Annotated in this window: 16 protein-coding genes; 4 read left to right on the forward strand and 12 right to left on the reverse strand. The window is 67.8% G+C overall.

Going from position 1 to position 19,460, the window contains the following annotated elements; translation table 11 throughout:
* Positions 1–94 precede the first annotated feature (94 nt).
* Positions 95–1,264 (forward strand): lycopene cyclase family protein, encoded by a 1,170-nt coding sequence (locus HNP98_RS08435; RefSeq protein WP_173809619.1) that lies wholly within the window; start codon positions 95–97, stop codon positions 1,262–1,264.
* A gap of 159 nt (positions 1,265–1,423) precedes the next feature.
* On the opposite strand, the gene HNP98_RS08440 is transcribed toward HNP98_RS08435, so the two are convergent.
* The gene (locus HNP98_RS08440) at positions 1,424–1,645 is read right to left on the reverse strand and encodes a DUF2795 domain-containing protein (RefSeq protein ID WP_068238128.1); all 222 of its coding nucleotides are present in this window, start codon (positions 1,643–1,645) and stop codon (positions 1,424–1,426) included.
* Positions 1,646–1,746: 101 nt separating this feature from the next.
* Positions 1,747–3,060 carry a DUF349 domain-containing protein gene (locus tag HNP98_RS08445; RefSeq protein WP_173809620.1) on the reverse strand — a complete coding sequence of 438 codons (1,314 nt, stop codon included), beginning with the start codon at positions 3,058–3,060 and terminating at the stop codon, positions 1,747–1,749.
* A 192-nt stretch (positions 3,061–3,252) separates the two neighbouring features.
* Here HNP98_RS08445 and ettA point away from each other — a divergent pair, with 192 nt between their 5' ends.
* Positions 3,253–4,917: an energy-dependent translational throttle protein EttA gene (ettA, locus tag HNP98_RS08450; RefSeq protein WP_173809621.1), complete on the forward strand. Its 1,665-nt coding sequence runs from the start codon at positions 3,253–3,255 to the stop codon at positions 4,915–4,917.
* Between the two features lie 82 nt (positions 4,918–4,999).
* Here the strand turns inward: ettA and HNP98_RS08455 are convergent, their stop codons facing one another.
* The 5 genes from HNP98_RS08455 to rpoN all read right to left on the reverse strand — a co-directional run bounded on the left by HNP98_RS08455 (position 5,000) and on the right by rpoN (position 10,899).
* The gene (locus HNP98_RS08455; RefSeq protein ID WP_173809622.1) at positions 5,000–5,365 is read right to left on the reverse strand and encodes a glyoxalase superfamily protein; all 366 of its coding nucleotides are present in this window, start codon (positions 5,363–5,365) and stop codon (positions 5,000–5,002) included.
* 340 nt (positions 5,366–5,705) lie between these two features.
* Positions 5,706–6,002 (reverse strand): hypothetical protein, encoded by a 297-nt coding sequence (locus HNP98_RS08460; protein WP_173809623.1) that lies wholly within the window; start codon positions 6,000–6,002, stop codon positions 5,706–5,708.
* 81 nt (positions 6,003–6,083) lie between these two features.
* Positions 6,084–6,443, reverse strand: a complete 360-nt coding sequence (locus tag HNP98_RS08465) for a DoxX family protein (protein WP_173809624.1) — start codon at positions 6,441–6,443, stop codon at positions 6,084–6,086.
* A gap of 37 nt (positions 6,444–6,480) precedes the next feature.
* Positions 6,481–9,264 carry an ATP-binding protein gene (locus HNP98_RS08470; RefSeq protein ID WP_173809625.1) on the reverse strand — a complete coding sequence of 928 codons (2,784 nt, stop codon included), beginning with the start codon at positions 9,262–9,264 and terminating at the stop codon, positions 6,481–6,483.
* 54 nt (positions 9,265–9,318) lie between these two features.
* Entirely contained in the window at positions 9,319–10,899 is a 1,581-nt protein-coding gene (rpoN, locus tag HNP98_RS08475; protein ID WP_173809626.1) for an RNA polymerase factor sigma-54, read from the reverse strand.
* 128 nt (positions 10,900–11,027) lie between these two features.
* Here rpoN and asnS point away from each other — a divergent pair, with 128 nt between their 5' ends.
* Positions 11,028–12,422: an asparagine--tRNA ligase gene (gene asnS, locus HNP98_RS08480; RefSeq protein ID WP_173809627.1), complete on the forward strand. Its 1,395-nt coding sequence runs from the start codon at positions 11,028–11,030 to the stop codon at positions 12,420–12,422.
* A gap of 71 nt (positions 12,423–12,493) precedes the next feature.
* Here the strand turns inward: asnS and HNP98_RS08485 are convergent, their stop codons facing one another.
* From HNP98_RS08485 to HNP98_RS08495, 3 genes are all read right to left on the reverse strand, one after another.
* Positions 12,494–12,919, reverse strand: coding sequence for a hypothetical protein (locus tag HNP98_RS08485; RefSeq protein WP_173809628.1), 426 nt, complete (start codon positions 12,917–12,919; stop codon positions 12,494–12,496).
* A gap of 232 nt (positions 12,920–13,151) precedes the next feature.
* Positions 13,152–14,438, reverse strand: a complete 1,287-nt coding sequence (locus tag HNP98_RS08490; protein WP_173809629.1) for an alginate O-acetyltransferase AlgX-related protein — start codon at positions 14,436–14,438, stop codon at positions 13,152–13,154.
* Between the two features lie 40 nt (positions 14,439–14,478).
* Positions 14,479–15,900 (reverse strand): MBOAT family O-acyltransferase, encoded by a 1,422-nt coding sequence (locus HNP98_RS08495; protein WP_173809630.1) that lies wholly within the window; start codon positions 15,898–15,900, stop codon positions 14,479–14,481.
* A 157-nt stretch (positions 15,901–16,057) separates the two neighbouring features.
* On the opposite strand from HNP98_RS08495, the gene HNP98_RS08500 reads away from it, so the two are divergent.
* Positions 16,058–17,683 (forward strand): FAD-dependent oxidoreductase, encoded by a 1,626-nt coding sequence (locus HNP98_RS08500; protein WP_173809631.1) that lies wholly within the window; start codon positions 16,058–16,060, stop codon positions 17,681–17,683.
* Between the two features lie 88 nt (positions 17,684–17,771).
* Here HNP98_RS08500 and HNP98_RS08505 read toward each other — a convergent pair whose 3' ends face one another.
* Together HNP98_RS08505 and HNP98_RS08510 are read right to left on the reverse strand one after the other, a co-directional pair.
* Entirely contained in the window at positions 17,772–18,308 is a 537-nt protein-coding gene (locus HNP98_RS08505; RefSeq protein ID WP_173809632.1) for a hypothetical protein, read from the reverse strand.
* 82 nt (positions 18,309–18,390) lie between these two features.
* The gene (locus HNP98_RS08510) at positions 18,391–19,161 is read right to left on the reverse strand and encodes a hypothetical protein (protein ID WP_173809633.1); all 771 of its coding nucleotides are present in this window, start codon (positions 19,159–19,161) and stop codon (positions 18,391–18,393) included.
* Positions 19,162–19,460: the final 299 nt, after the last annotated feature.

Here is a 19,460-nt window from a genome sequence, read left to right on the forward strand (position 1 = left end):
GGGCGGCTTTTTTGTTTGTGGGGCGTTGGCCCACCTTTGCACCCCAATGCCGCCGTCCCCGATACCCGACCCATCCGTTCAATCCGATACCTCCGTGGTTCCGGCAGACTACCTGATTGCGGGCGGCGGGGCGGCGGGCCTGAGCCTGGCGTACCACATCAGCCAGGAGCCGCGGCTGGCCGATAAAACCGTGCTGCTCATCGAGCCCGAGGCCAAGGACCAGAACGACCGCACCTGGTCGTTCTGGACGGCCGAGCCGCACTTGTTTGAGGAAATCGTGGCCCACGAGTGGGACCAGGTTGCGTTTCGCAGCCCGGGCTTCGAGCGGGTCATCGGCCTGGGGCCCTACCGCTACCAGATGATTCGGGGGCTCGATTTCTACAACTTCGTGCGCCGGGCCCTGGCGGCCAACCCGCGCTTCACGCTGCTGCGCGGCACCGTGGACGAGCTAATGGACACGCCCACCGGCGTGCGCGCCCACGGCAGCGCGGGCACCTTCGCGGCCCGCTACGGCTTCGACAGCCGCCCGCCCGCCGTGGTGCCCAACCCCGGCAAGCACCGCTACCTGTTGCAGCACTTCGTGGGCTGGGAAGTGGCAACCGACGCCGACGTGTTCGACCCCGCGGTGGTGGAGTTCATGGACTTCCGGGGCCCCCAGCACCACGAGGCGCGGTTCATCTACGTGCTGCCGTTTGGCCCGCGCCGGGCCCTGGTCGAGTACACTTTGTTCTCGGGCCAGCCGCTGCCCCGGGCCGAGTACGAAGCGCACCTCGTGGCTTATTTGCAGGATACGCTGGGCCTGGCCCCCGGCCAGTACCGCGTGGCGGCCACGGAGGCCGGGGCCATCCCCATGAGCGACCACCCACTGCCGGCCCGCGCGGGCCAGCACGTCATCAACCTGGGCACGCGCGGCGGGCGGGCCAAGCCCAGCACCGGCTACGCTTTCCGGCGCATCCAGGCGCAGTCGGCGCGGCTGGTGGCCGCGCTGGCCGCCACCGGCCGCCCGCCCGCCGACCCCACCGGCGACCGGTGGCAGTTCCGCCTCTTCGACACGCTGCTGCTCGACATCATGCAGCGCCGGGGCGAAACCACGCGCGACATCTTCCGGCAGCTGTTCGCCCGCAACCCGGTGGCCCGCATCTTCCGCTTCCTAGACGAAACCACCACCTGGGCCGATAACCTGCGGGTGATGCGCTCGGTGGCCCCGGGGCCCTTCCTGCGCTCCATCGGCCACGTGCTGCGCGGCCGCCCGGGGCGGCGCTGAAAAAAACAGGGCCCCGCGGGCCGGGCCGCGCTCAGTGGAGCGCGGCCCGGCCCGCGGGGCCCTGTTTTTTAGTTATGAGTTGTAAGTTATGGGTTGCTCAAGCGGTGCCGAATGGCAATTTTCAACTCATAACCCATAACTTTTAACTCATAACTACCCTTAGTATTCGTCCTCGTTGAACATAAAGTCCTCCTTGGTGGGGTAGTCGGGCCACACTTCCTCGATGCTTTCGTAGGGCTGGCCGTCGTCCTCCAGGCCTTGCAGGTTTTCTACCACTTCCATGGGCGCACCCGAGCGGATGGAGAAGTCAATCAGTTCGTCTTTGGTGGCGGGCCAGGGGGCATCTTCCAGGTAGGAGGCCAGTTCGAGGGTCCAGTACATAGTAAAAAGGAAATAAAAGAGGTGAGCGAAGGTAGGCGCAAAGACCGGAAAAAGCAGCGGGGCCGCCCGCGTTTCCGCCAACGTAAAGCCCTCTTCAAAAGTTAAGCCAGCTTGCGGGCCTGCTGGTCGAAAAGTACAATCAAATCGTTTTTGGTCCGCACTTTTCGTTCCAGCGAGCGAATTTTGGTTTGCAGCAGCTGCCGGAAGGCCTCGTTGGCGGGCGTGGCGGCCAGGTTGCCGAAGTTGCCGCGCAGCACCTCCAGCTCTTCGGCGTCGGTTGCGAGCAGCTCGCGCAAGGCGGCGGCCCGCAGCTGGGCGCGGCCGGCGGGGGGCCCTTCGGGGGCCGGGCGCTTGCGCAGGTGGTACTCCAGGGCACTCAGCTCGAACACTTTGTCGCAGGCCAGCATGAAGCGCTGCCAGATGCGGTCCGACTCCTCGCCGCGCACGGTGCCCACCTGCTTCCACTCGGTTTGCAGGTTTTTGGCCTGCTGGATGGCCTCCTGCGGGGGCACGGCCAGCAGGGCCTCGGCCCGCTCGGCCAGGGCCCGCTTGCGGGCCAGCAGCTCCTCGGGCGAGCCGGGGGCCCCGGCGTGGGGCCCCACGGCGCGCTGCGACTCCACGTGCTGCTTGAGGCGCTCGAAGAAGTAGTTGTTGGCCCCCCGGAAGCGGGCCCACAGCTCGGCGGCCTGCTTTTTGGGCAGGTTGCCGCCGATTTCGCGCCAGGTTTGCTGGAGCTGCTTGAGCTGGCGCGAGGCCGCCTCGAACTGCGTCGATTCGCGCAGCTGCTCGGCTTGCAGCACCAAGTCGCGGTAGCGGTTTACGGCGCGGTTGGCCATCGCCTTTTTGTCGGCCTGGAAGGCCCGGCGGCGGTCGAAAAACACCTGAATGGCGGCCTGGAAGCGGGCCTCCAGCTCGTCGGCCCGGGCCTTGTCCACGGGCCCGGTTTTCACCCAGCCCTGGCGCAGGTCCTTCACCTTTTCGCTGGCCGACACCCACTCCACGCTCTCGCGCAGGGCCTCGGCCTCTTCTACGAAGCCGATTTTGGTGGCCAGGTTTTTCTCGCGGTTGCGGGCCACGCCCACGGCCACCTCGGCTTCGGCGGCTTCGAGGCGCTGGCGCAGCGCGGCAAAGTCGCCGAGGGCGTCGAAGGCGTGGGTTTGCTCCTTCAGGTGCTGCACCTTCATCAGAAAGGAGCCCTGGTTGTCGCTGGCCGCCATGCGGGCCAGGAGTTCGTCGACTTTGGCGCGGAAGGCGTCGAAGCGACGGGCGAAGTAAGTGAGGGCGTCGGCGTCCGACTCCTTCACCAGGCCCACGCGGCGGGCGGGCTGGCCCGGGGCGGGGCGCAGCCACACGCCGCCGTCGGCCACGTAGCCGAAGCGCTGCGCGGCCGCCAGCAAGTGGTCGGTTGGTTCCATAAGAAAAGTACAGGCAGGAATTTGAAGCAGAAAGGAAGGGCGGCCGCCGCGCGAAGCGGCATGAACCTACAAGTTTACACGAAAACAATTGCCCGCAAAAGCCGGGCCGCGCCGCGCCGGGGCCCGGTTTCGCCGGTGGGCTGCCGTTCTTTGTTTTTTCCCGTTCACCCCCCATTCCTTCGCCCCCCGCCCATGAGCGACCAGACCATCATCTTCAGCATGGCCGGCGTGAGTAAGATTTACCCGCCGCAGAAGCAAGTTCTCAAAAACATTTACCTCTCGTTTTTCTACGGGGCCAAGATTGGCGTGCTGGGCCTCAACGGCTCGGGCAAGTCGAGTTTGCTCAAAATCATTGCCGGCGTCGACAAGCAGTTCCAGGGCGAAGTGGTGTTTTCGCCCGGCTACTCGGTGGGCTACCTCGAGCAGGAGCCCCAGCTGGACCCCGCCAAAACCGTGCGCGACGTGGTGGAGGAAGGCGTGGCCGAAACCGTGGCCCTGCTGAAAGAATACGACGAAATCAACGAGGCCTTCGGGGCCGAAGACGCCGACTTCGACAAGCTGCTCGACCGCCAGGGCCAAGTGCAGGAGCGGCTGGACCAGCTCGACGCCTGGAACCTGGACACCAAGCTGGAGCGGGCCATGGACGCCCTGCGCACCCCGCCCCAGGAGGCCGTCATCGGCACGCTGAGCGGGGGCGAGAAGCGCCGCGTGGCCCTGTGCCGCCTGCTGCTAAAGGAGCCCGACGTGCTGCTGCTCGACGAGCCCACCAACCACCTCGACGCCGAGAGCGTGCTGTGGCTGGAGCAGCACTTGCAGCAGTACAAAGGCACCGTGATTGCCGTGACCCACGACCGCTACTTCCTCGACAACGTGGCGGGCTGGATTCTGGAGCTGGACCGCGGCGCGGGCATCCCGTGGAAGGGCAACTACAGCAGCTGGCTGGAGCAGAAAACCGACCGCATGGCCAAGGAGGAAAACTCGGAAAGCAAGCGGGCCAAAACCTTGCAGCGCGAGCTGGACTGGGTGCGGATGTCGCCCAAAGCCCGCCAGAGCAAGGGCAAGGCCCGCCTGGCCAACTACGACAAGCTGGCCAGCGAAGAAGCCAAGGACAAGGAGCAGAAATTGGAACTGTTCATCCCGGACGGCCCGCGCCTGGGGGCCCAGGTGATTGAGGCCGCGGGCCTGCGCAAGGCCTTCGGCGACAAGCTACTATTTGAGAACCTGAGCTTCTCGCTGCCCCAGGGCGGCATCGTGGGCATCATCGGGCCCAACGGCGCGGGCAAAACCACGCTGTTTCGGATGATTACCGACCAGCTGCAGCCCGACGCCGGCACGTTTGAAGTGGGCCCCACGGTGCTCACCGCCTACATCGACCAGCAGCACGACTCGCTCGACGGCAGCAAGTCGGTGTTCGACACCATCACGGGCGGCACCGAAACCATGCTGCTGGCCGGCCGGCCGGTGAACTCGCGGGCCTACGTGAGCAAGTTCAACTTCGGCGGCGGCGACCAGGAAAAGAAAGTGGGCACGCTGAGCGGCGGCGAAAAAAACCGCGTGCACCTGGCCATGACGCTCAAGCAGGGCGCCAACCTGCTGCTGCTCGACGAGCCCACCAACGACCTGGACGTGAACGCCATCCGGGCCCTGGAAGACGCGCTGGAGAACTTCGCCGGCTGCGCCGTCATCATCAGCCACGACCGTTGGTTTCTGGACCGGTTGGCCACCCACATCCTGGCCTTCGAGGGCGACTCGGAGGTGGTGTGGTTCGAGGGCAACTTCACCGACTACGAGGAAGCTAAGCGCAAGCGCCTCGGCGACGTGGAGCCCAAGCGCGTGCGCTACAAGAAGCTGGGGTAGGGCCCCGGGGGCCCGTCCAACCGCTGCGAGTAGTGCAGGCCATCGGGTTTGCATTGCTGCTGCGACGCGGTGGGGGCCCCGGCTACACCGGCACTCCTACCGCGTCGCAGAAAATGAGGCGGTTGCTGAAGGGGTCGAGCACGGCCATTTCCAGCACCCGCGCGTTCCAAGGGGCTGGCACCAGGGCGGGGCGCATGTAGGGGTAGTTTTTGTGCAGCAGCCGGGTGTGGTAGGCGGCCAGGCCCCGCACTTCGGCCCGGGCGGTGGCCCCGGGCGAGCCGTCGCCGTGGTGGCCGCTGAGGTGCAGCACCACGTCGCCCCGCGACACTTGCAGGTACACGGGCCCGTCGGCGGGCCGGTCTTCCCAATCGATTTTAAAGTCCAGCCAGTCGATGTAAAACTCGATGGCCTTGGCGTAATCGAAAATTCTGAAAACGGGCGTTACCATGCGGTATTCCTTAAAAACTGCGCTTTTGGCTAAGTTCCTTGCCAGCAAGAACCTCGCCTGCCGCGAGCACGGCACCGGGACGATAATCACTGCTCTACCAGTGAATGTACGAAGCGCCCCCGGTTTGGGGCGGCCCCAAACGGCCGGCGGCGGTTCCTTTTGGCCACGCTTTTCTTCGCCGGATGCGGCCGGCAAGCCGGCCCGGCCCGGGCCGCCTTCGTGCGCCAGGGCCGGTGCACGGCGGCCCGGCTCATTGCCCCGCCGGGGCTGCGGACAGCGGGAGCAGGCGCGGCCATGGCTCGGCCGGCGGCCGGCCTTCGCGGGCTGCCCTGGGCCTCGGCTACCCGGGCGGCTGCACCGCCCGGCCCCAGATTTCGGTGCCCGGCGGCAGGTCCACAGGGCCGCCCAGGTCCAGCAGCAGGCCGTAGCTGCTGCGGCCCCCGCGCTCAACCTCCTCCACCGTGGCCGTGCCGGGCAGGGCCGCGCCGCCGGGCGGCCGGGCTTCCACGGCCAGGGCCGTGTGCAAGGCGTGGGCCCGCAGGGGCGCGGCGGCGGGACCGGCCGGCAGCGCCAGCAGGCCCAGGCCGGGCACGGGCCAGGCGGCGGCCACGCGCAGTAGCAGAACGAGGGGCGGCATGGGGAAGTGGCGGGCGGCAGCGCTACCCGTTAAAAGTAAACTACTGAGCTAGCACCCTGCTCTGCGGCAAGGGTGAACGACTTACTTGCGGGCCGTCCAGGCCCACCACATCAGCAGGGCTTGCAGGGGCAGGCGGCCCCAGGCGGCCCAGGCCGGCATGCGCAGCTGCCCGGCCTGCACCAGCTGGGCCATGTACACGTTGGCCGGAAACACGGCGGCCAGCAGCAGCACCAGGCCCAGGGCCGCCCACCAGCGCGCGGGCCCGTACAGCAGCCCCAGGCCGCCCAGCACCTCGAAAACCCCGCTGAGGTACACCAGGGCCAGGGGGCCGGGCAGCGCGGGCGGCATGATGCGCAGGTAGGTGCCCGGCTTGAGGAAGTGCAGCAAGCCGGCCCCCACGAAGACGGCCGCCAGCACGTAGCGCGAAATAAGGTGTGGCATAGCGGCAAAGAACGGCAGCAAAGAACGGCCCCCCGCGCTAAGCCGGCACCGACGGCGGCAGCTGCTTGAGCAGCGTCGCCAGCCCCTGGATGAGGGCCCGGGCCGCCCGGTGCGCCGCCACCGAATCGGCGTCGGCGTCTTCCAACACGGCCAGGTGCGGCGCGAGCGCCTGGGCCCCCAGCAGCCGAAGCGACGGCCGCAGGCGGTGCGCCAGGGCCGCCAGCACCGGCCGGTCGGTGGCGGCCTGGGCCGTGCGCAGCTCGGCCAGCGTGCCCGGCATGTTGGCGTGGAAAGCGACCAGCACGCGGTTGATGAAGTCGAGGCTGCCGTGCGCGGTTTCGCGCAGCAGGGCCAGGTCGTAGGGCAGCACGTCGGCCGGCAGGGGCCCCGGGGCGGGCGGGGCATCGGCCACCAGCGCGGGGCCCGGGCCGACGACCGCGCCGGGCAGGGGCTCGCCGAGCAGGGCGGCCAGCTTGGCCAGCAGCTCGGCCTCGACGTAGGGCTTGGCCAGCGTGTCGTTGAGGCCGGCGGCGCGGTACTTCTCGGCGTCGGCCCGGAAGGCGTTGGCCGTGAGGGCGAGGATGGGCGTGGCGGCCCGCACCGGGTCGGGGTGGGCGCGCAGGCGGGCGGTGGCCTCCAGGCCGTTCATGCCGGGCATCTGGATGTCCATCAGCACGGCATCGTAGGGGCGGGCATCGAACAAGGCCAGGGCCGCCGCGCCGGTGGCGGCCACGTCCACCGTCACGCCGTGGGCGGCCAGCAGCAGCTGGGCCACCTCGGCGCTCACGGGGTTGTCTTCGGCCAGCAGCACCCGCCGGCCGCGCACGGCCCGGTGGCCGGGGGCCGCCGCGGGCGGCACCTGGGCCGCCGCCCGCGCCGCCGCACTGGCCCTGGGCAGCGTCACGGCAAAAGCAAAAAGGCTGCCTTTGCCCACCTCGCTCTGCACGCGCAGCGTGCCGCCCATCTGCCGCACCAGGGCCCGGCTGATGCTCAAGCCCAGGCCCGTGCCCCCGAACTGCCGGGCCGTGTCGGCGTAGGCCTGGGTGAATTCCTTGAAAATGACTTCCAGCTTGTCGGGGGAAATGCCGATGCCCGTGTCCGACACCCGGAACTCGGTGGTGCTGGTGGTCTCGGTTTCGGCCACCAGGTAGCCCCCCACCGCGATGGTGCCCCCCGGGGGGGTAAACTTGATGGCGTTGGACAGCAGGTTGAGCAGGATTTGGTTGAGCCGGTAGGGGTCGCCCACCACCCACGGCAGGGGGCACGAGTCGCTCAGGCGGGTGCCCACCACCTCGATGCCTTTCTGCTGCGCCAACGCCGCCAGGGGGGCCGTGGCCGCGGCCATGCTCTCGCAGAGGTTGAAGGCCAGCTGCTCCAGCTCCAGCTGCCCCGAGGTAATTTTGGCCATGTCGAGCACGTCGTTCACCACCGCCAGCAGGTGCTGGCCCGTGTGCTGGATGGTGCCCACGAAGCGCCGCTGGTCGGCCGCCAGCGGGGTTTTGGCCAGCAGCGACGCCATGCCCAGCACCCCGTGCAGCGGCGTGCGAATCTCGTGGCTCATGTTGGCCAGGAAGTTCTCGCGGGCCGTGGCGGCAGCCTCGGCCGCCAGCTGGGCCTGCTTGAGGGCCGTGATGTCGGTGCTCACGCACAGCACCTGGGTGGTGCCGTCGGGCTGCACCAGGGGGCACTTCATCGACTGGTACCAGCGCACCTCGCCGCTGGGCAGCGTCAGGCGGTCCGAAGCCATCAGCGGGCGGCCCAGGGCCACCACTTCGGCGTCGGACGCGTCGAACGCGGTGCGTTCAACGCTTTGGATGCCCGCCGTGGCCGTGGCCGTGCCGGCCTGCGCGCGCACCAGCTGGCGCAGCTCCCGCATGGCCCGGTTCTGAAACACCACCTCGGCCTGCGGCTTGCGCACGTAAATCAGGTTGGGGTTGAGGTCGAGCACCTGCGCCGTGAACGCCTGCTGGGCCAGCACGGCCGCTTCGGCCTGGCGGCGCAGCGTCACGTCGAGGCCGTAGCTGATGACCACCCGCAGGCCGCCGTCGGGGTCGAACACGGGCTGGTACGAGCGCAGCCAGTGCACCGCCGCGTGGCCTTCGTAGGCCGGCCACTCCTCGTCCCAGTCCACGGCCGTTTGCAGCGCCACGGCCCGGCGAAACAGGCGCTTGCGGCGCTCGGCCAGCGTTGCGGGCATGCCCACGTCCTGGCAGTAGTCGGCAAAGCTCTGGCCCAGGCTGGGGGAGCGGCGGTGCGCGTTTTCCCGCGCGGCGGGGTTGCGGTAGCGCAGGCGCTGGTCGGCGTCGAGCACCGACACGGCGGCCGGCATGTACTGGAGCACGGTGTCGTAAAACTGCTGCTGCTCCTGCACTTCCGCTTCCACGGCCCGCAGCGTGGTCACGTCGGTGAGGTAAAACAGGGTGTGCTGCTCGTCGAGCACGGGCACCACGCACACCAAAAAATCGTGCCCGGCCACCGACAGTTCCTGCTGCACCGCTTCGCCCACGGCCCATGCGGTGTTGGCGGCCTCGGTCATCCACTGCCGCACCGGCGTGTCGGGCAGCCCCACCAGCTCCGGCACCAGAAACGAGGACGCGTTGGCGTATTGCAGCTGCCCGTGGCGGCCCAGGCGCACCAGCGGGTTGGGGCTGCGCTCGGCCAGGTGGGCCGTCAGGCGCAGGTGGGTGGCCTCGGCTTCGGCCTGAACGCGGCCCTCGCGCTCGGCGGCCAGCTGCGCGTGCAGCTCGGCAATAGTGGCCACCGCATCGGCGTCAGCCTTGGCAATTAACCCAGATAAAGTAGCAATCACGGCGATAGGCATTAGCAATAAAGTCCTAAACAGGACGTAAATGTAAGCCGCCGCCGCCGTTATTTACTACAGCTCTTTTCGCAGCCGCGCCACCGGAATGTTGAGCTGTTCGCGGTACTTGGCCACCGTGCGCCGGGCAATGTTGTAGCCCCGGGCGTTCAGCATCTTTTCCAGCTTGTCGTCGGCCAGCGGGCGCGACTTATTTTCCTTGTCGATCAGGTCTTTGAGAATGCTCTTCACCTCGCGGCTCGACACGTCCTCGCCCGAATCGGTGGCAATGCCTTCGGAAAAGAAGTATTTGAGCGGGTAGATGCCGAACTCCGTCTGCACGGATTTCGAGTTGGCCACCCGGCTCACGGTGCTGATGTCCATGCCTATCTGCTGGGCAATGTCTTTCAGAATCATCGGCCGCAGCTTGGTTTCGTCGCCCTCGATGAAGAACTCGCGCTGCAAGCTCACGATGGAGTTCATGGTGCGCAGCAAGGTGTTCTGGCGCTGCCGGATGGCGTCGATGAACCACTTGGCAGAATCCAATTTTTGCTTGACAAAAGTCACGGCCTCTTTCATTTTCTGGTCCTTCTTGGCCGCCTTGTCGTAGGTCCGAAACATCTCGGAATACGCCGGGCTCACGCGCAGCTCGGGGGCGTTGCGGGCGTTCAGGGTCAGGGTCAGCTCGCCGTTGTCGTTGGTGAGGATGAAATCGGGCATCAGGTACTGCGTTTTGCCAGGGCCGCTGGGGCCGCTGCCGCCGGGCTTGGGGTTCAGCTTGAGGATTACGTCCACGGCCTCCTTCAGCTCGTCGTCCTCCAGGTCCAGCTTCTGCTGGATGCGGGCGTAGTGCTTCTTGCTGAACTCGTCGAACATGGTGCCGATGATTTGCTCGGCGTGGGCGGTGGCCGCGTCCGGGGGCCGGCGCTCCAGCTGCAGCAGCAGGCACTCGGGCAGGTCGCGGGCGGCAATGCCGGCGGGGTCGAAGCCCTGCACCACGCGCAGCACGGCCTCAATTTCCGCCACCCGCACCTCCAGGTTCTGCGAAAAGGCCAGGTCGTTGGCAATGGCCGCCAAGTCGCGCCGGATGTAGCCGTCGCCGTCGATCGAGCCAATGAGCTGCTGGCCAATGGCTTCCTCCCGCCCGTTCAGGCCGGTGAAGTGCAGCTGGTCGAGCAGCGAGTCCAGGAGCGAGCCGCTGGTATCGGCCAGGGGCATTTCGCGCTCTTCCTCGTCGCCGGGGCCGTCGCCCTGCATCTTGTAGCCCGCAATCTCGTCGTCGTTGAGGTAGTCGCTCAGGTCGAGGTCCTGGTTGTCGGGGGCCTCGTCCTTGGCGGGCTCGGCGTCGGCCGGGGCCTCGGCGGGCTCGTAGTCGTCGGGCTCGGCGGGGGCCTCGAAGTCCTCGTCCAGGGTGGCGTTGTCGCTGTCGAACTCGGCGTCCGGGTCGTCGCCCTCGGGCTCGTCGTCGCGGTCGTCGTCGGCGCTGTCCTGGTCCTCGGGCTCGTCGGTGTCGCCTTCCTCCAGGGCGGGGTTCACCTCCATCTCCTCCTTGATGCGCGTTTCCAGCTCCGCCGTCGGGATTTGCAGCAGCTTGATGAACTGAATCTGCTGCGGGCTAAGCTTTTGCGAGAGGAGCTGTTTTAAATCGAGGCGTTGCATAAGGGCAAAAGTAGCGGGCGTGGCGCAGGACGTGCCACGTAAATACGCAGGGGCCCGGGCAACGGATGAAGTTTGGCCCGGCCCCGGGGGCCCTACCTTTGCCCGGTATTCCGCTTTCTTTTACCATTATGTCCCTCAAACGGTCCACCGTTCAGAGCCTGCTGGCCAGCCAGGAGCTCGACCGCGAAGTGCTCGTCAAAGGCTGGGTGCGCTCGCGCCGCGGCAACAAGTACGTGCAGTTCATCATCGTCAACGACGGCTCCACCATCCACACCATCCAGGCGGTGGCCAGCGCCGAGCTGTTCCCCGAGGAAAGCCTGAAAGACGTGGCCAACGGCGCCAGCGTGGCCATCCGGGGCCAGCTGGTGGCTTCGCAGGGCAAGGGCCAGGCGGTGGAGGTTCAGGCCCTGGAAATCACCGTGCTCGGCAAGGCCGACCCCGAAACTTACCCGCTCCAGAAGAAGGCCACGTCGCTGGAGCACCTGCGCGAAATTGCCCATTTGCGGCCCCGCACCAACACGTTTGGAGCGGTGCTGCGCATCCGGCACGCGCTGGCGTTCGGCATCCACCAGTACTTCAACGACCACGGCTTTTTCTACGTCCACACGCCCATCATCACGGGCTCCGACGCCGAGGGCGCGGGCCAGATGTTTCGGGTGACCACGCTGCCGCCCGAGCACCCGCCCCGCACCGCGGACGGCTCGGTGGACTTCAGCCAGGACTTCTTCGGCAAGCAAACCAACCTCACCGTGAGCGGGCAGCTCGAGGGCGAGCTGGCGGCCATGGCCCTGGGCAGCGTCTACACGTTCGGGCCCACCTTCCGGGCCGAGAACTCCAACACGGCCCGCCACCTGGCCGAGTTCTGGATGATCGAGCCCGAGGTGGCCTTCAACGAGCTGGCGGAGAACATGGACCTGGCCGAGGACTTCCTCCAGTACCTGGTGCGCTACGCCTTGGAGCGGTGCGCCGACGACCTGCAATTCCTCAACGACCAGTACGACCAGGAGTTGCTGAGCCGCCTGCGCTCGGTGACCGACAACGCCTTCCAGCGCCTGACCTACACCGAGGCGGTGGAAATCCTGAAAGCGGCGAAGCAGAAGTTCGAGTTCCCCGTGGATTGGGGCACCGACTTGCAGAGCGAGCACGAGCGCTACCTGGTGGAGAAGCACTTCCAGAAGCCCGTCATCCTCACCAGCTACCCCAAGGAAATCAAGGCCTTCTACATGAAGCTGGACGACGACGGGCGCACCGTGCGGGCCATGGACGTGCTGTTTCCCGGCATCGGCGAAATCATCGGCGGCTCGCAGCGCGAGGAGGACTACGACAAGCTGCTGGCCCGCATGGCCGAGATGCACGTGCCCGCCGACGAGCTGGACTGGTACCTCGACACGCGCCGCTTCGGCACGGTGCCGCACGCCGGCTTTGGCCTGGGCTTCGAGCGCCTCGTGCTGTTCGTGACCGGCATGGGCAACATCCGCGACGTAATCCCCTTCCCCCGCTACCCCAAAAACGCGGCGTTTTAGGGCCCCGGCGCAGACGCAAAAAAGGGCCCCGGCAAGGGCCCTTTTTTGCGTCTGCGCCGGGGGGCCTGCGGCTAGCGCACGCGGCGCGTCACCTTTGTGACGCGGCCCCGGGCATTGACCCGCTTGGTTACGACGACCTGCTTCCGGGCCGGGGCCGGGCGGTAGTAGCGGGCGTGGTGGTCGCGGTACTGCGCCCAGGGCTGGCGGCCCCGGTAGTCGACCACCACCGGGTGGAAGGCGGCGGTGTTGTAGCCGGGCACGGTGGCCACCGGCACCCAGCCGCCGTTGCGCTGCACGATGTAGTTGCGGGCGGCCAGGTCGTAGTACCCGTCAATCTCGGGGATGTAGTAGTACTGGGCCCCGGCGGGCGCGGCCGGCCCCCAGGCTGGGTGGCCCAGCCGAACGTTCACGGCTATTTGGGCGTGCGCGGCAACCGGGGTGGCCAGGGCGGCGAACAGGCCGAAAACAGATGCGAGGAGCAGCGTGTGGTTTTTCATGGTGAGAGGAGAAAAGAAAGAAGAAAATAAAAATGAGAAAAAGCTTCGGGGTCTAGCCCGCCGGTTGTTGTACTGCAAAACCGGGGCCCGGTAAGCGCCGGATTCGCAGAAAGCCGGATTGCCTGGACCAACCCGCGAATTGCCCCGACCAACTCCGTCGAAAAGCCCGTTTGGGCCCTCAATCCTGCCCCGGCGCACGGCGCTGGGGCAGGCGGTGCCGCCGCGCAGGCCCTCACGGGCACCGTTCCCGGTCCAGAATGGCACTGGCCTTGGCGCCGATGCGCTGCTCGAAGCCTTCCTGGGCCTGCTCCTCCCAGGTGGCTTTGCGGCGAAATTCGTCCACCAGGGCGTTGAAACGGGCGTTGTCGGCGGCGGTGGTGGGGTGGAAGACATTGAACACGTCCCGGCTGAAGCCCTTGTCGAAGGTCACCAGGTTGCGCTCGTTGAACATCACCACAATCACGTCGCGGGCCAGGTACTGCGCCCGGGTTTTGAGCTGGGCCAGGTCGCGGCCCTCCGGCGTTTGTTCAACGTCGGGCCAGGCCACCTCCGCGTTGTAGTACCAGTAGCGGGTCTGGTCGGAAAAGCAGTTGGGGATGTGGGTGTACATCCACGTCCAGCCGAAGCTGTCGGCCACGAGCAGCAGGTTGGGCTTGGCCTGGCCGGGCCCCAGCGGCGGAAACTCCAGCTGCGGGTAGGCCAGCGGCTCGGACGCCGGGGCCACCAGCAGGTTCAGGGCGGTTACCAGGTCGGCGTCGGTTTCGCGGGGCGTGGTGGACTGCTCGTAGCCGGTGATGCGCAGCGGCGCGGGCCGCACCCCCAGCGTGTGGCGCAGGTAGGCCAGCAGGCTGTCGGCGGCCCGCACGCCGCCGTACATGCTCCAGTGGGTGCCGCCCTTCGTGAAGAGCGGGTACGGGGCCGTGCGCCGCCACTGCCGGAAGGCCCGGCTGAAGTCGAGCACGTGCACGCCGGCGGCCGGCAGGGCCGCGGCGTAGGCGGCGTAGTTGGTGCGGGCGCGGGGCTGGGCGCGGGCGGCGCGGGGCAGGTTCTCGGGCATGAAAGTGGCCTTGCTCGGGGCAATGACGAACACCACCTGCACGCCGTGGCGGGCCAGCGAGTCCTGGGCCGAGCGAAACCGCCGGGCGTTGAAGCGCACCTCCTCGTCGCCCACGTAGTCGCGGCCCAGGTAGGCGTCGATGGGCTCCTGCTCGAACAGCACGCCGCCGCGGCCCACGGCAAAATTGCCCGCCCACGACTCGTGGAACACGGAGTAGCCCAGCTGGTTGCGCAGCCGCACAAAAAAGCCCCGGAAGCCGATGCGGTCCTCCAGGTAGCGCTCCAGGGCGGGCTGAAAGGTGTTATCAACCAAGCTGGCCCAGCTGAATTCGGGCCGGGGGGCCACCGTGTAGGCCCCGCCGAGCGGCACCTCGTCCAGCCAGTGGAACTTGGCCTGCAGAGCCGGCACGAGCAGCAGCAGCAGCAAAAAACCGAAGAGCAGGCGCTTGGCAGCAGTTGGCATAACGGAAGTGGCCGGCCGCAACGGCCCCGGGGCCGCCGGGCTAAAAGCGGAAGTAGATGAAGGGATTGAAGGAGTTGCCGGCCAAAAAGCACATGCTGAGCACCAGCAGGGCCGCCGACACCAGCGTGACGCCCACGGCGCGGCGCGCCGAGAAGTGGCCGGTGGCCAGCACGGCCAGCTCCCAGCGCTCCACCCGCGGCACGGCGGCGGCAAACGCCACGAGGGCCGCCACGCCGAGCGTGAACCAGAACTTGGCCTCGAAGGGCAGGTGGGCCGGGCCCGCGCCGCCCGCCAGCCGGCCCAGGTAGGCCAGGGCCCCGGCCAGGGTTTCGGCCCGGAACAGCACCCAGCCCACCACCGTGACGAGGAAGGTGGGCACGATGCTCAGGGCCCCGAGGCGCTGGTACACGCGCAGCAGAAACAGCCGGTCCAGAATCAGAAACAAGCCGTGGTAGGCCCCCCAGGCCACGAAGTTCCAGGCCGCCCCGTGCCAGAAGCCCGAGAGGATGAACACCGTCCACAGGTTGAGGTAGAGCCGGCTGGGCGCCACGCGGTTGCCGCCCAGCGGAATGTAGAGGTAGTCGCGCATCCAGCGGCCCAGCGTGATGTGCCAGCGCTGCCAGAACTCGGTGATGGAACGCGCCACGTAGGGGTTGTTGAAGTTTTCGGGGAACTGGAACCCCATCATCCGCCCCAGCCCGATGGCCATGTCGGAGTAGCCCGAGAAGTCGAAATAGATTTGAAACGTGTAGGCCAGGGCCCCCAACCAGGCCAGCGACGCGGGCAAGGTGGCGGGCTCCATTTTGAAAATAATGTCGGCCTGCTCGCCCAGGGCGTTGGCAATGAGCACCTTCTTGGCCAGGCCCAGCACGAACCGGAACAGCCCCGCCAGCTTCTGGTCCACGGTGTCGAAGGCGGTGCGGTCGGTGAGCTGGCCGGCAATTTCGTGGAAGCGCACGATGGGCCCGGCAATCAGCTTGGGAAACAGCATGATGTAGAGCAGAAAGTCCCAGAACGAGCGCAGGGGCTTGTTCACGCCCCGGTACACGTCGATGGTGTAGGTGAGCTTTTCGAAGGTGAAAAACGAGATGCCGATGGGCAGCACCACCTTTTCCCAGGCGAGGGCCCCGCCGCCGAAGTAGCCGCGCACGGCGCTGGCGTTGTCCAGGAAAAAGTTGGCGTACTTGAAGTAGAACAGCATCCCCACGTTGAGCACAATGCTGAGCACCAAAAAGATGCGCTGCCGGCCGCGCGCCGGCGCGGCGGCCATGAAGCGGATGAGCACAAAGTTGGCCCCCACCGACAGCAGGAACACGCCCAGAAAATGCAGGCCGCCCCAGGCGTAGAACAACAGGCTGGCCCCCAGCGCCGCCGCGTTTTTGAAGCGCGCGGGCACCGCGTAGTAGAGGAGCAAAAAGCCGGGCAGGAAGTAGAAGAGAAAGATCTTGCTGCTGAAAACCATGCCGGGTGGAAAAGAACGGGCTGCGGAGGCCCGCAGGGCGTTTCAAAACTACGTAATCCCGGGCAGAGGCCCCGTGCCCGGCCGCCTGCCCGGGCCGGGGCCAACCCGCCGGGGGCTTCCCGTGTTGCTAACCAACCATTCTTCCCCTGCCCGCCCCATGCCCGAAATTGACCTGACCGCCGCCGCCAGCCTGCCCGAGGGCGTGCTGCAATCCTTTCCCACGCCCCACGACGGCCCCGAGGTGCTGCTGGTGCGCCACGCGGGCGCGGTGCACGCCTTTGCCGCGCATTGCCCGCACTACGGGGCCCCGCTGGCCAAGGGCCGGCTGGTGAACGGCAAAATCGTGTGCCCCTGGCACCACGCCTGCTTCCGGGTGGCCGACGGCCACCTGTGCGAGCCCCCGGCCCTCGACGACTTGCCCGCCTTCGCCGTGCGCGAGGCCGCCGGGCGGGTGCTGGTGCAGGTGCCCGAACAGCCCGCTGCCAGCACCGACGACCCCAGCGCCACGCCCACGGCGGAAGTGGGCGGCACCCCGCCCGCCGATGCCGCCGGGGCCCCGGCCGATACGCGCACGTTCGCAATCGTGGGCGGCGGGGCGGCCGGCCAGTACGCGGCCCAGACGCTGCGGCAGCAGGGCTTCGCGGGCCGCATCGTGCTGGTGACGGCCGACGAAAAAGCGCCCTACGACCGCACCAAGCTCAGCAAGCCCTACCTGGCGGGCAAGGCCCAGCCGGCGGCGCTGCCCCTGCGCACGCCGGATTTTTACGAGCGGCACCGCATCGAGCTGCGGCTGAACACCCGCGCCACCGGCCTCGACCTGCAACGGCAGGAAATACAGCTCGATAGCCAGCCGCCGCTGCGCTACGACCAGCTGCTGCTGGCCCCCGGCGGGGCCCCCAACCGCCTGCCCAAACTGCCCGGCCACGACCTGGCCGGGGTGCTGCCCCTGCGCACCCAGGCCGACGCCGACGCCATCCTGGCCGCCACCAAAACCGCTCAGCAGGTGGTCGTTATCGGCTCTAGCTTCATCGGCATGGAAGCTACCAGCAGCCTCGTGGGCGAAGGCCGTACCGTGACGGTGGTGGCCCAGGACAAGGTGCCCTTCCTGCGGGTGCTGGGGCCCGAAATCGGGGCCATGTTCCGGGCCCTGCACGAGGAGAGGGGCGTGCGCTTCGAGGCCGACGCCGAGGTAACGGCCCTGCTGGGCGAGGCTGGCCGCGTGACGGGCGTGCAGCTGAAAACCGGCCGCGTGCTGCCCGCCGACGCCGTGGTGCTGGGCGTGGGCGTGCGCCCGGCCACCGGTTTTTTGCAAGACGCTTTGCCGCTGGAAAGAGACGGCGGCCTGGCCGTAAACGAGTACCTGCAAGCCGCCGAAAACGTATACGCCGCCGGCGACATTGCCCGGTTTCCGCTGGGGGCCCCCGCCGTGCCCACGCGCATCGAGCACTGGCGCGTGGCCCAGCAGCACGGCCGCACGGCGGCCCGCAACATGCTGGGCCAGCGGGAGGCCTTCACCGCGGCCCCGTATTTCTGGACGCAGCAGTACGGCAAGAGCCTGCGCTACGCCGGCCACGCCGAAAATTGGGACCAAATCATCTACCACGGAGAGGTCGCGAAGCAAGAATTTCTGGCCCTGTACGTGCTGGACAACCGCATTGTGGCCGCCGCCGGCATGAACCGCGACGCCGACATGATTTACGTGGCCGAGCGGCTGGAGCAGGGCCGAATGCCCGCCCCGGCGCAGGTGCGCGAGGACATGGACTGGGCCGCCGGGGCGAACTAGCACCGCGCAGTCAGCTGGGCTTTAAGGCGTAAAAAAACCGCCGGGGTCGGCGGTTTTTTTATGCAGTTTTTCGAGTCAGGCGGGCGTGCTAGTCGCGGCCCCGGCCGTGGCCGTTATCGTCCCGGTCTCGGCCGTGCCCGCGGTCATGGTCCTGGTCACGGCCATTATTATAGCCCTCGCGGTAAATCTTTTTGGCCTGGCCGGGCGGCAAGCCCCGGTCGCGCACGATGACCCGGGTCGGGGCTTGGCGCACAATAACCGGGCGCGGGGCGGGGCGGTACACCACCGGCCGGAACCGGTCGCGGTGGGCCCCCACGTAGGTCCACGGCTGGCGGCCGCGGTAGTCCAGCACCACCGGGTGGAACTGGTAGGGGTCGTAGCCGCTCAGCGAAGCCACCGGCAGCCACTGCCCGTTGCGGAGCACGATGTACTGCTGGGCTTGCAGGTCGTAATAGCCGTCGATTTCAGGGATGTAGTAGTACTGCGCGCCCTGCGGCACGGCGGGCCCCCAGGCCGGGCGGCCAATGTTCACGTTGACGCGGACCTGGGCCTGGGCGGCCGGTGCAGCGGCCAGGGCAAAGCCGCTCAGCAGTGCGGCGCAAAAGGTGGTTTGAAGGAATTTCATGGCGTTTGGACAGTAAAGAAGTAGATGGTTTAAAAACAATGGGCGCGGCGGCTGCCACATTCACCCTCGTGGGCTACCAGGCCTAGTGGCCGCGGCGGCCGCCCCCGTCGCCGTGACCGCCCCCGCCCCCGTCGCCGTGGCCCCCGCCTTGCGGGCCCTGGCCGCCGCGGCCCGGGTTGAAACCGCCGCCGGAACCGCCCGGACCCCGGCCCCCGCCCTGGGGACCCTGGCCGCCGCGGCCCGCGTCAAAGCCGCCGGGGCCACGGCCCCCGCCTTGCGGGCCCGGGTTGCCGCGGTTGTCGCCGCCGCGGTTGTCAAAGCCGCCGGGTCGGTTCCCGCCGGGGTACTGGCCGGGGCCCCGGTTGTCGAAGCCGCCGCGGTGGTCGCCGCGGCCGTGGTTGTCGTAGCCGCCGCGGTTGCCGTAGCCCCGGGGGTCGTAGCCGCGGCCCCCGAAAGCGCGGTTGTCGTAGCCCCGGCCGTAGAAGCCGCCGCGGCCGTAGGGCACGTAGGGGCGGTAGGCGTAGTGGCTGTGGTAGTATTCGCCTTGCAGCCAGGGCTCGCGGCCGCGGTAGCTAATCACCACGGGGTGAAACTGGTAGGGGTCGTAGCCGTACAGCTCGGGCAGCGGCACCCAGTAGCCGTCCTGGTTCACGATGTACTGCTGGGTGTAGAGGTCGTAGTAGCCGTCGATTTCGGGGATGTAGTAGTACTGCGCCCCCTGGGCCACGGGCGGGCCCCAGGCCGGGGCCCCGAAGTTGAGGCTGATTCCCACCTGGGCCTGGGCGGCCGGGGCGGCCAGCAGGGCAAACGCCCCAATCAGCGAAGCGCCAACAAATTTCGTGAGGGTTTTCATGGGAAGACGAGTTTATGGGTAAAGCGGGCCGCCAGCGGCGGTGCTTGTGGGGGTAATTGCAAGGCAAGTGCCAATCTGCGCCGGGCCCCCGGGCCGGGACCCAAATACCGACCAACGGGCCCAAAGCGACGGCGGAACGGCATTAAATAAAAAGCCGGGCACAAACCGGGGGCGTTCGGGGTTGTACCCGGCCGCCCGGGCTTATACGGCCGAGGCCCAAATCGGGCGAACGGGGGCCGCAACCCCGGCCGTTGGGCAGCATCTTCCGTACTTTTGCGCACTTACCCGCTGCTTTCCTG

Source organism: Hymenobacter caeli (genome assembly GCF_013294115.1).
Taxonomy (GTDB): Bacteria; Bacteroidota; Bacteroidia; order Cytophagales; family Hymenobacteraceae; genus Hymenobacter; species Hymenobacter caeli.

Excerpts from the sequence above, each read along its gene's own strand:
- HNP98_RS08440 (WP_068238128.1), bottom strand. The coding sequence starts at position 1,645 with ATGTACTGGACCCTCGAACTGGCCTCCTACCTGGAAGATGCCCCCTGG.
- HNP98_RS08445 (WP_173809620.1), bottom strand. The coding sequence starts at position 3,060 with ATGGAACCAACCGACCACTTGCTGGCGGCCGCGCAGCGCTTCGGCTAC.
- ettA (WP_173809621.1), top strand. The coding sequence starts at position 3,253 with ATGAGCGACCAGACCATCATCTTCAGCATGGCCGGCGTGAGTAAGATT.
- HNP98_RS08455 (WP_173809622.1), bottom strand. The coding sequence starts at position 5,365 with ATGGTAACGCCCGTTTTCAGAATTTTCGATTACGCCAAGGCCATCGAG.
- HNP98_RS08460 (WP_173809623.1), bottom strand. The coding sequence starts at position 6,002 with ATGCCGCCCCTCGTTCTGCTACTGCGCGTGGCCGCCGCCTGGCCCGTG.
- HNP98_RS08465 (WP_173809624.1), bottom strand. The coding sequence starts at position 6,443 with ATGCCACACCTTATTTCGCGCTACGTGCTGGCGGCCGTCTTCGTGGGG.
- HNP98_RS08470 (WP_173809625.1), bottom strand. The coding sequence starts at position 9,264 with ATGCCTATCGCCGTGATTGCTACTTTATCTGGGTTAATTGCCAAGGCT.
- rpoN (WP_173809626.1), bottom strand. The coding sequence starts at position 10,899 with ATGCAACGCCTCGATTTAAAACAGCTCCTCTCGCAAAAGCTTAGCCCG.
- asnS (WP_173809627.1), top strand. The coding sequence starts at position 11,028 with ATGTCCCTCAAACGGTCCACCGTTCAGAGCCTGCTGGCCAGCCAGGAG.
- HNP98_RS08485 (WP_173809628.1), bottom strand. The coding sequence starts at position 12,919 with ATGAAAAACCACACGCTGCTCCTCGCATCTGTTTTCGGCCTGTTCGCC.
- HNP98_RS08490 (WP_173809629.1), bottom strand. The coding sequence starts at position 14,438 with ATGCCAACTGCTGCCAAGCGCCTGCTCTTCGGTTTTTTGCTGCTGCTG.
- HNP98_RS08495 (WP_173809630.1), bottom strand. The coding sequence starts at position 15,900 with ATGGTTTTCAGCAGCAAGATCTTTCTCTTCTACTTCCTGCCCGGCTTT.
- HNP98_RS08500 (WP_173809631.1), top strand. The coding sequence starts at position 16,058 with ATGCCCGAAATTGACCTGACCGCCGCCGCCAGCCTGCCCGAGGGCGTG.
- HNP98_RS08505 (WP_173809632.1), bottom strand. The coding sequence starts at position 18,308 with ATGAAATTCCTTCAAACCACCTTTTGCGCCGCACTGCTGAGCGGCTTT.
- HNP98_RS08510 (WP_173809633.1), bottom strand. The coding sequence starts at position 19,161 with ATGAAAACCCTCACGAAATTTGTTGGCGCTTCGCTGATTGGGGCGTTT.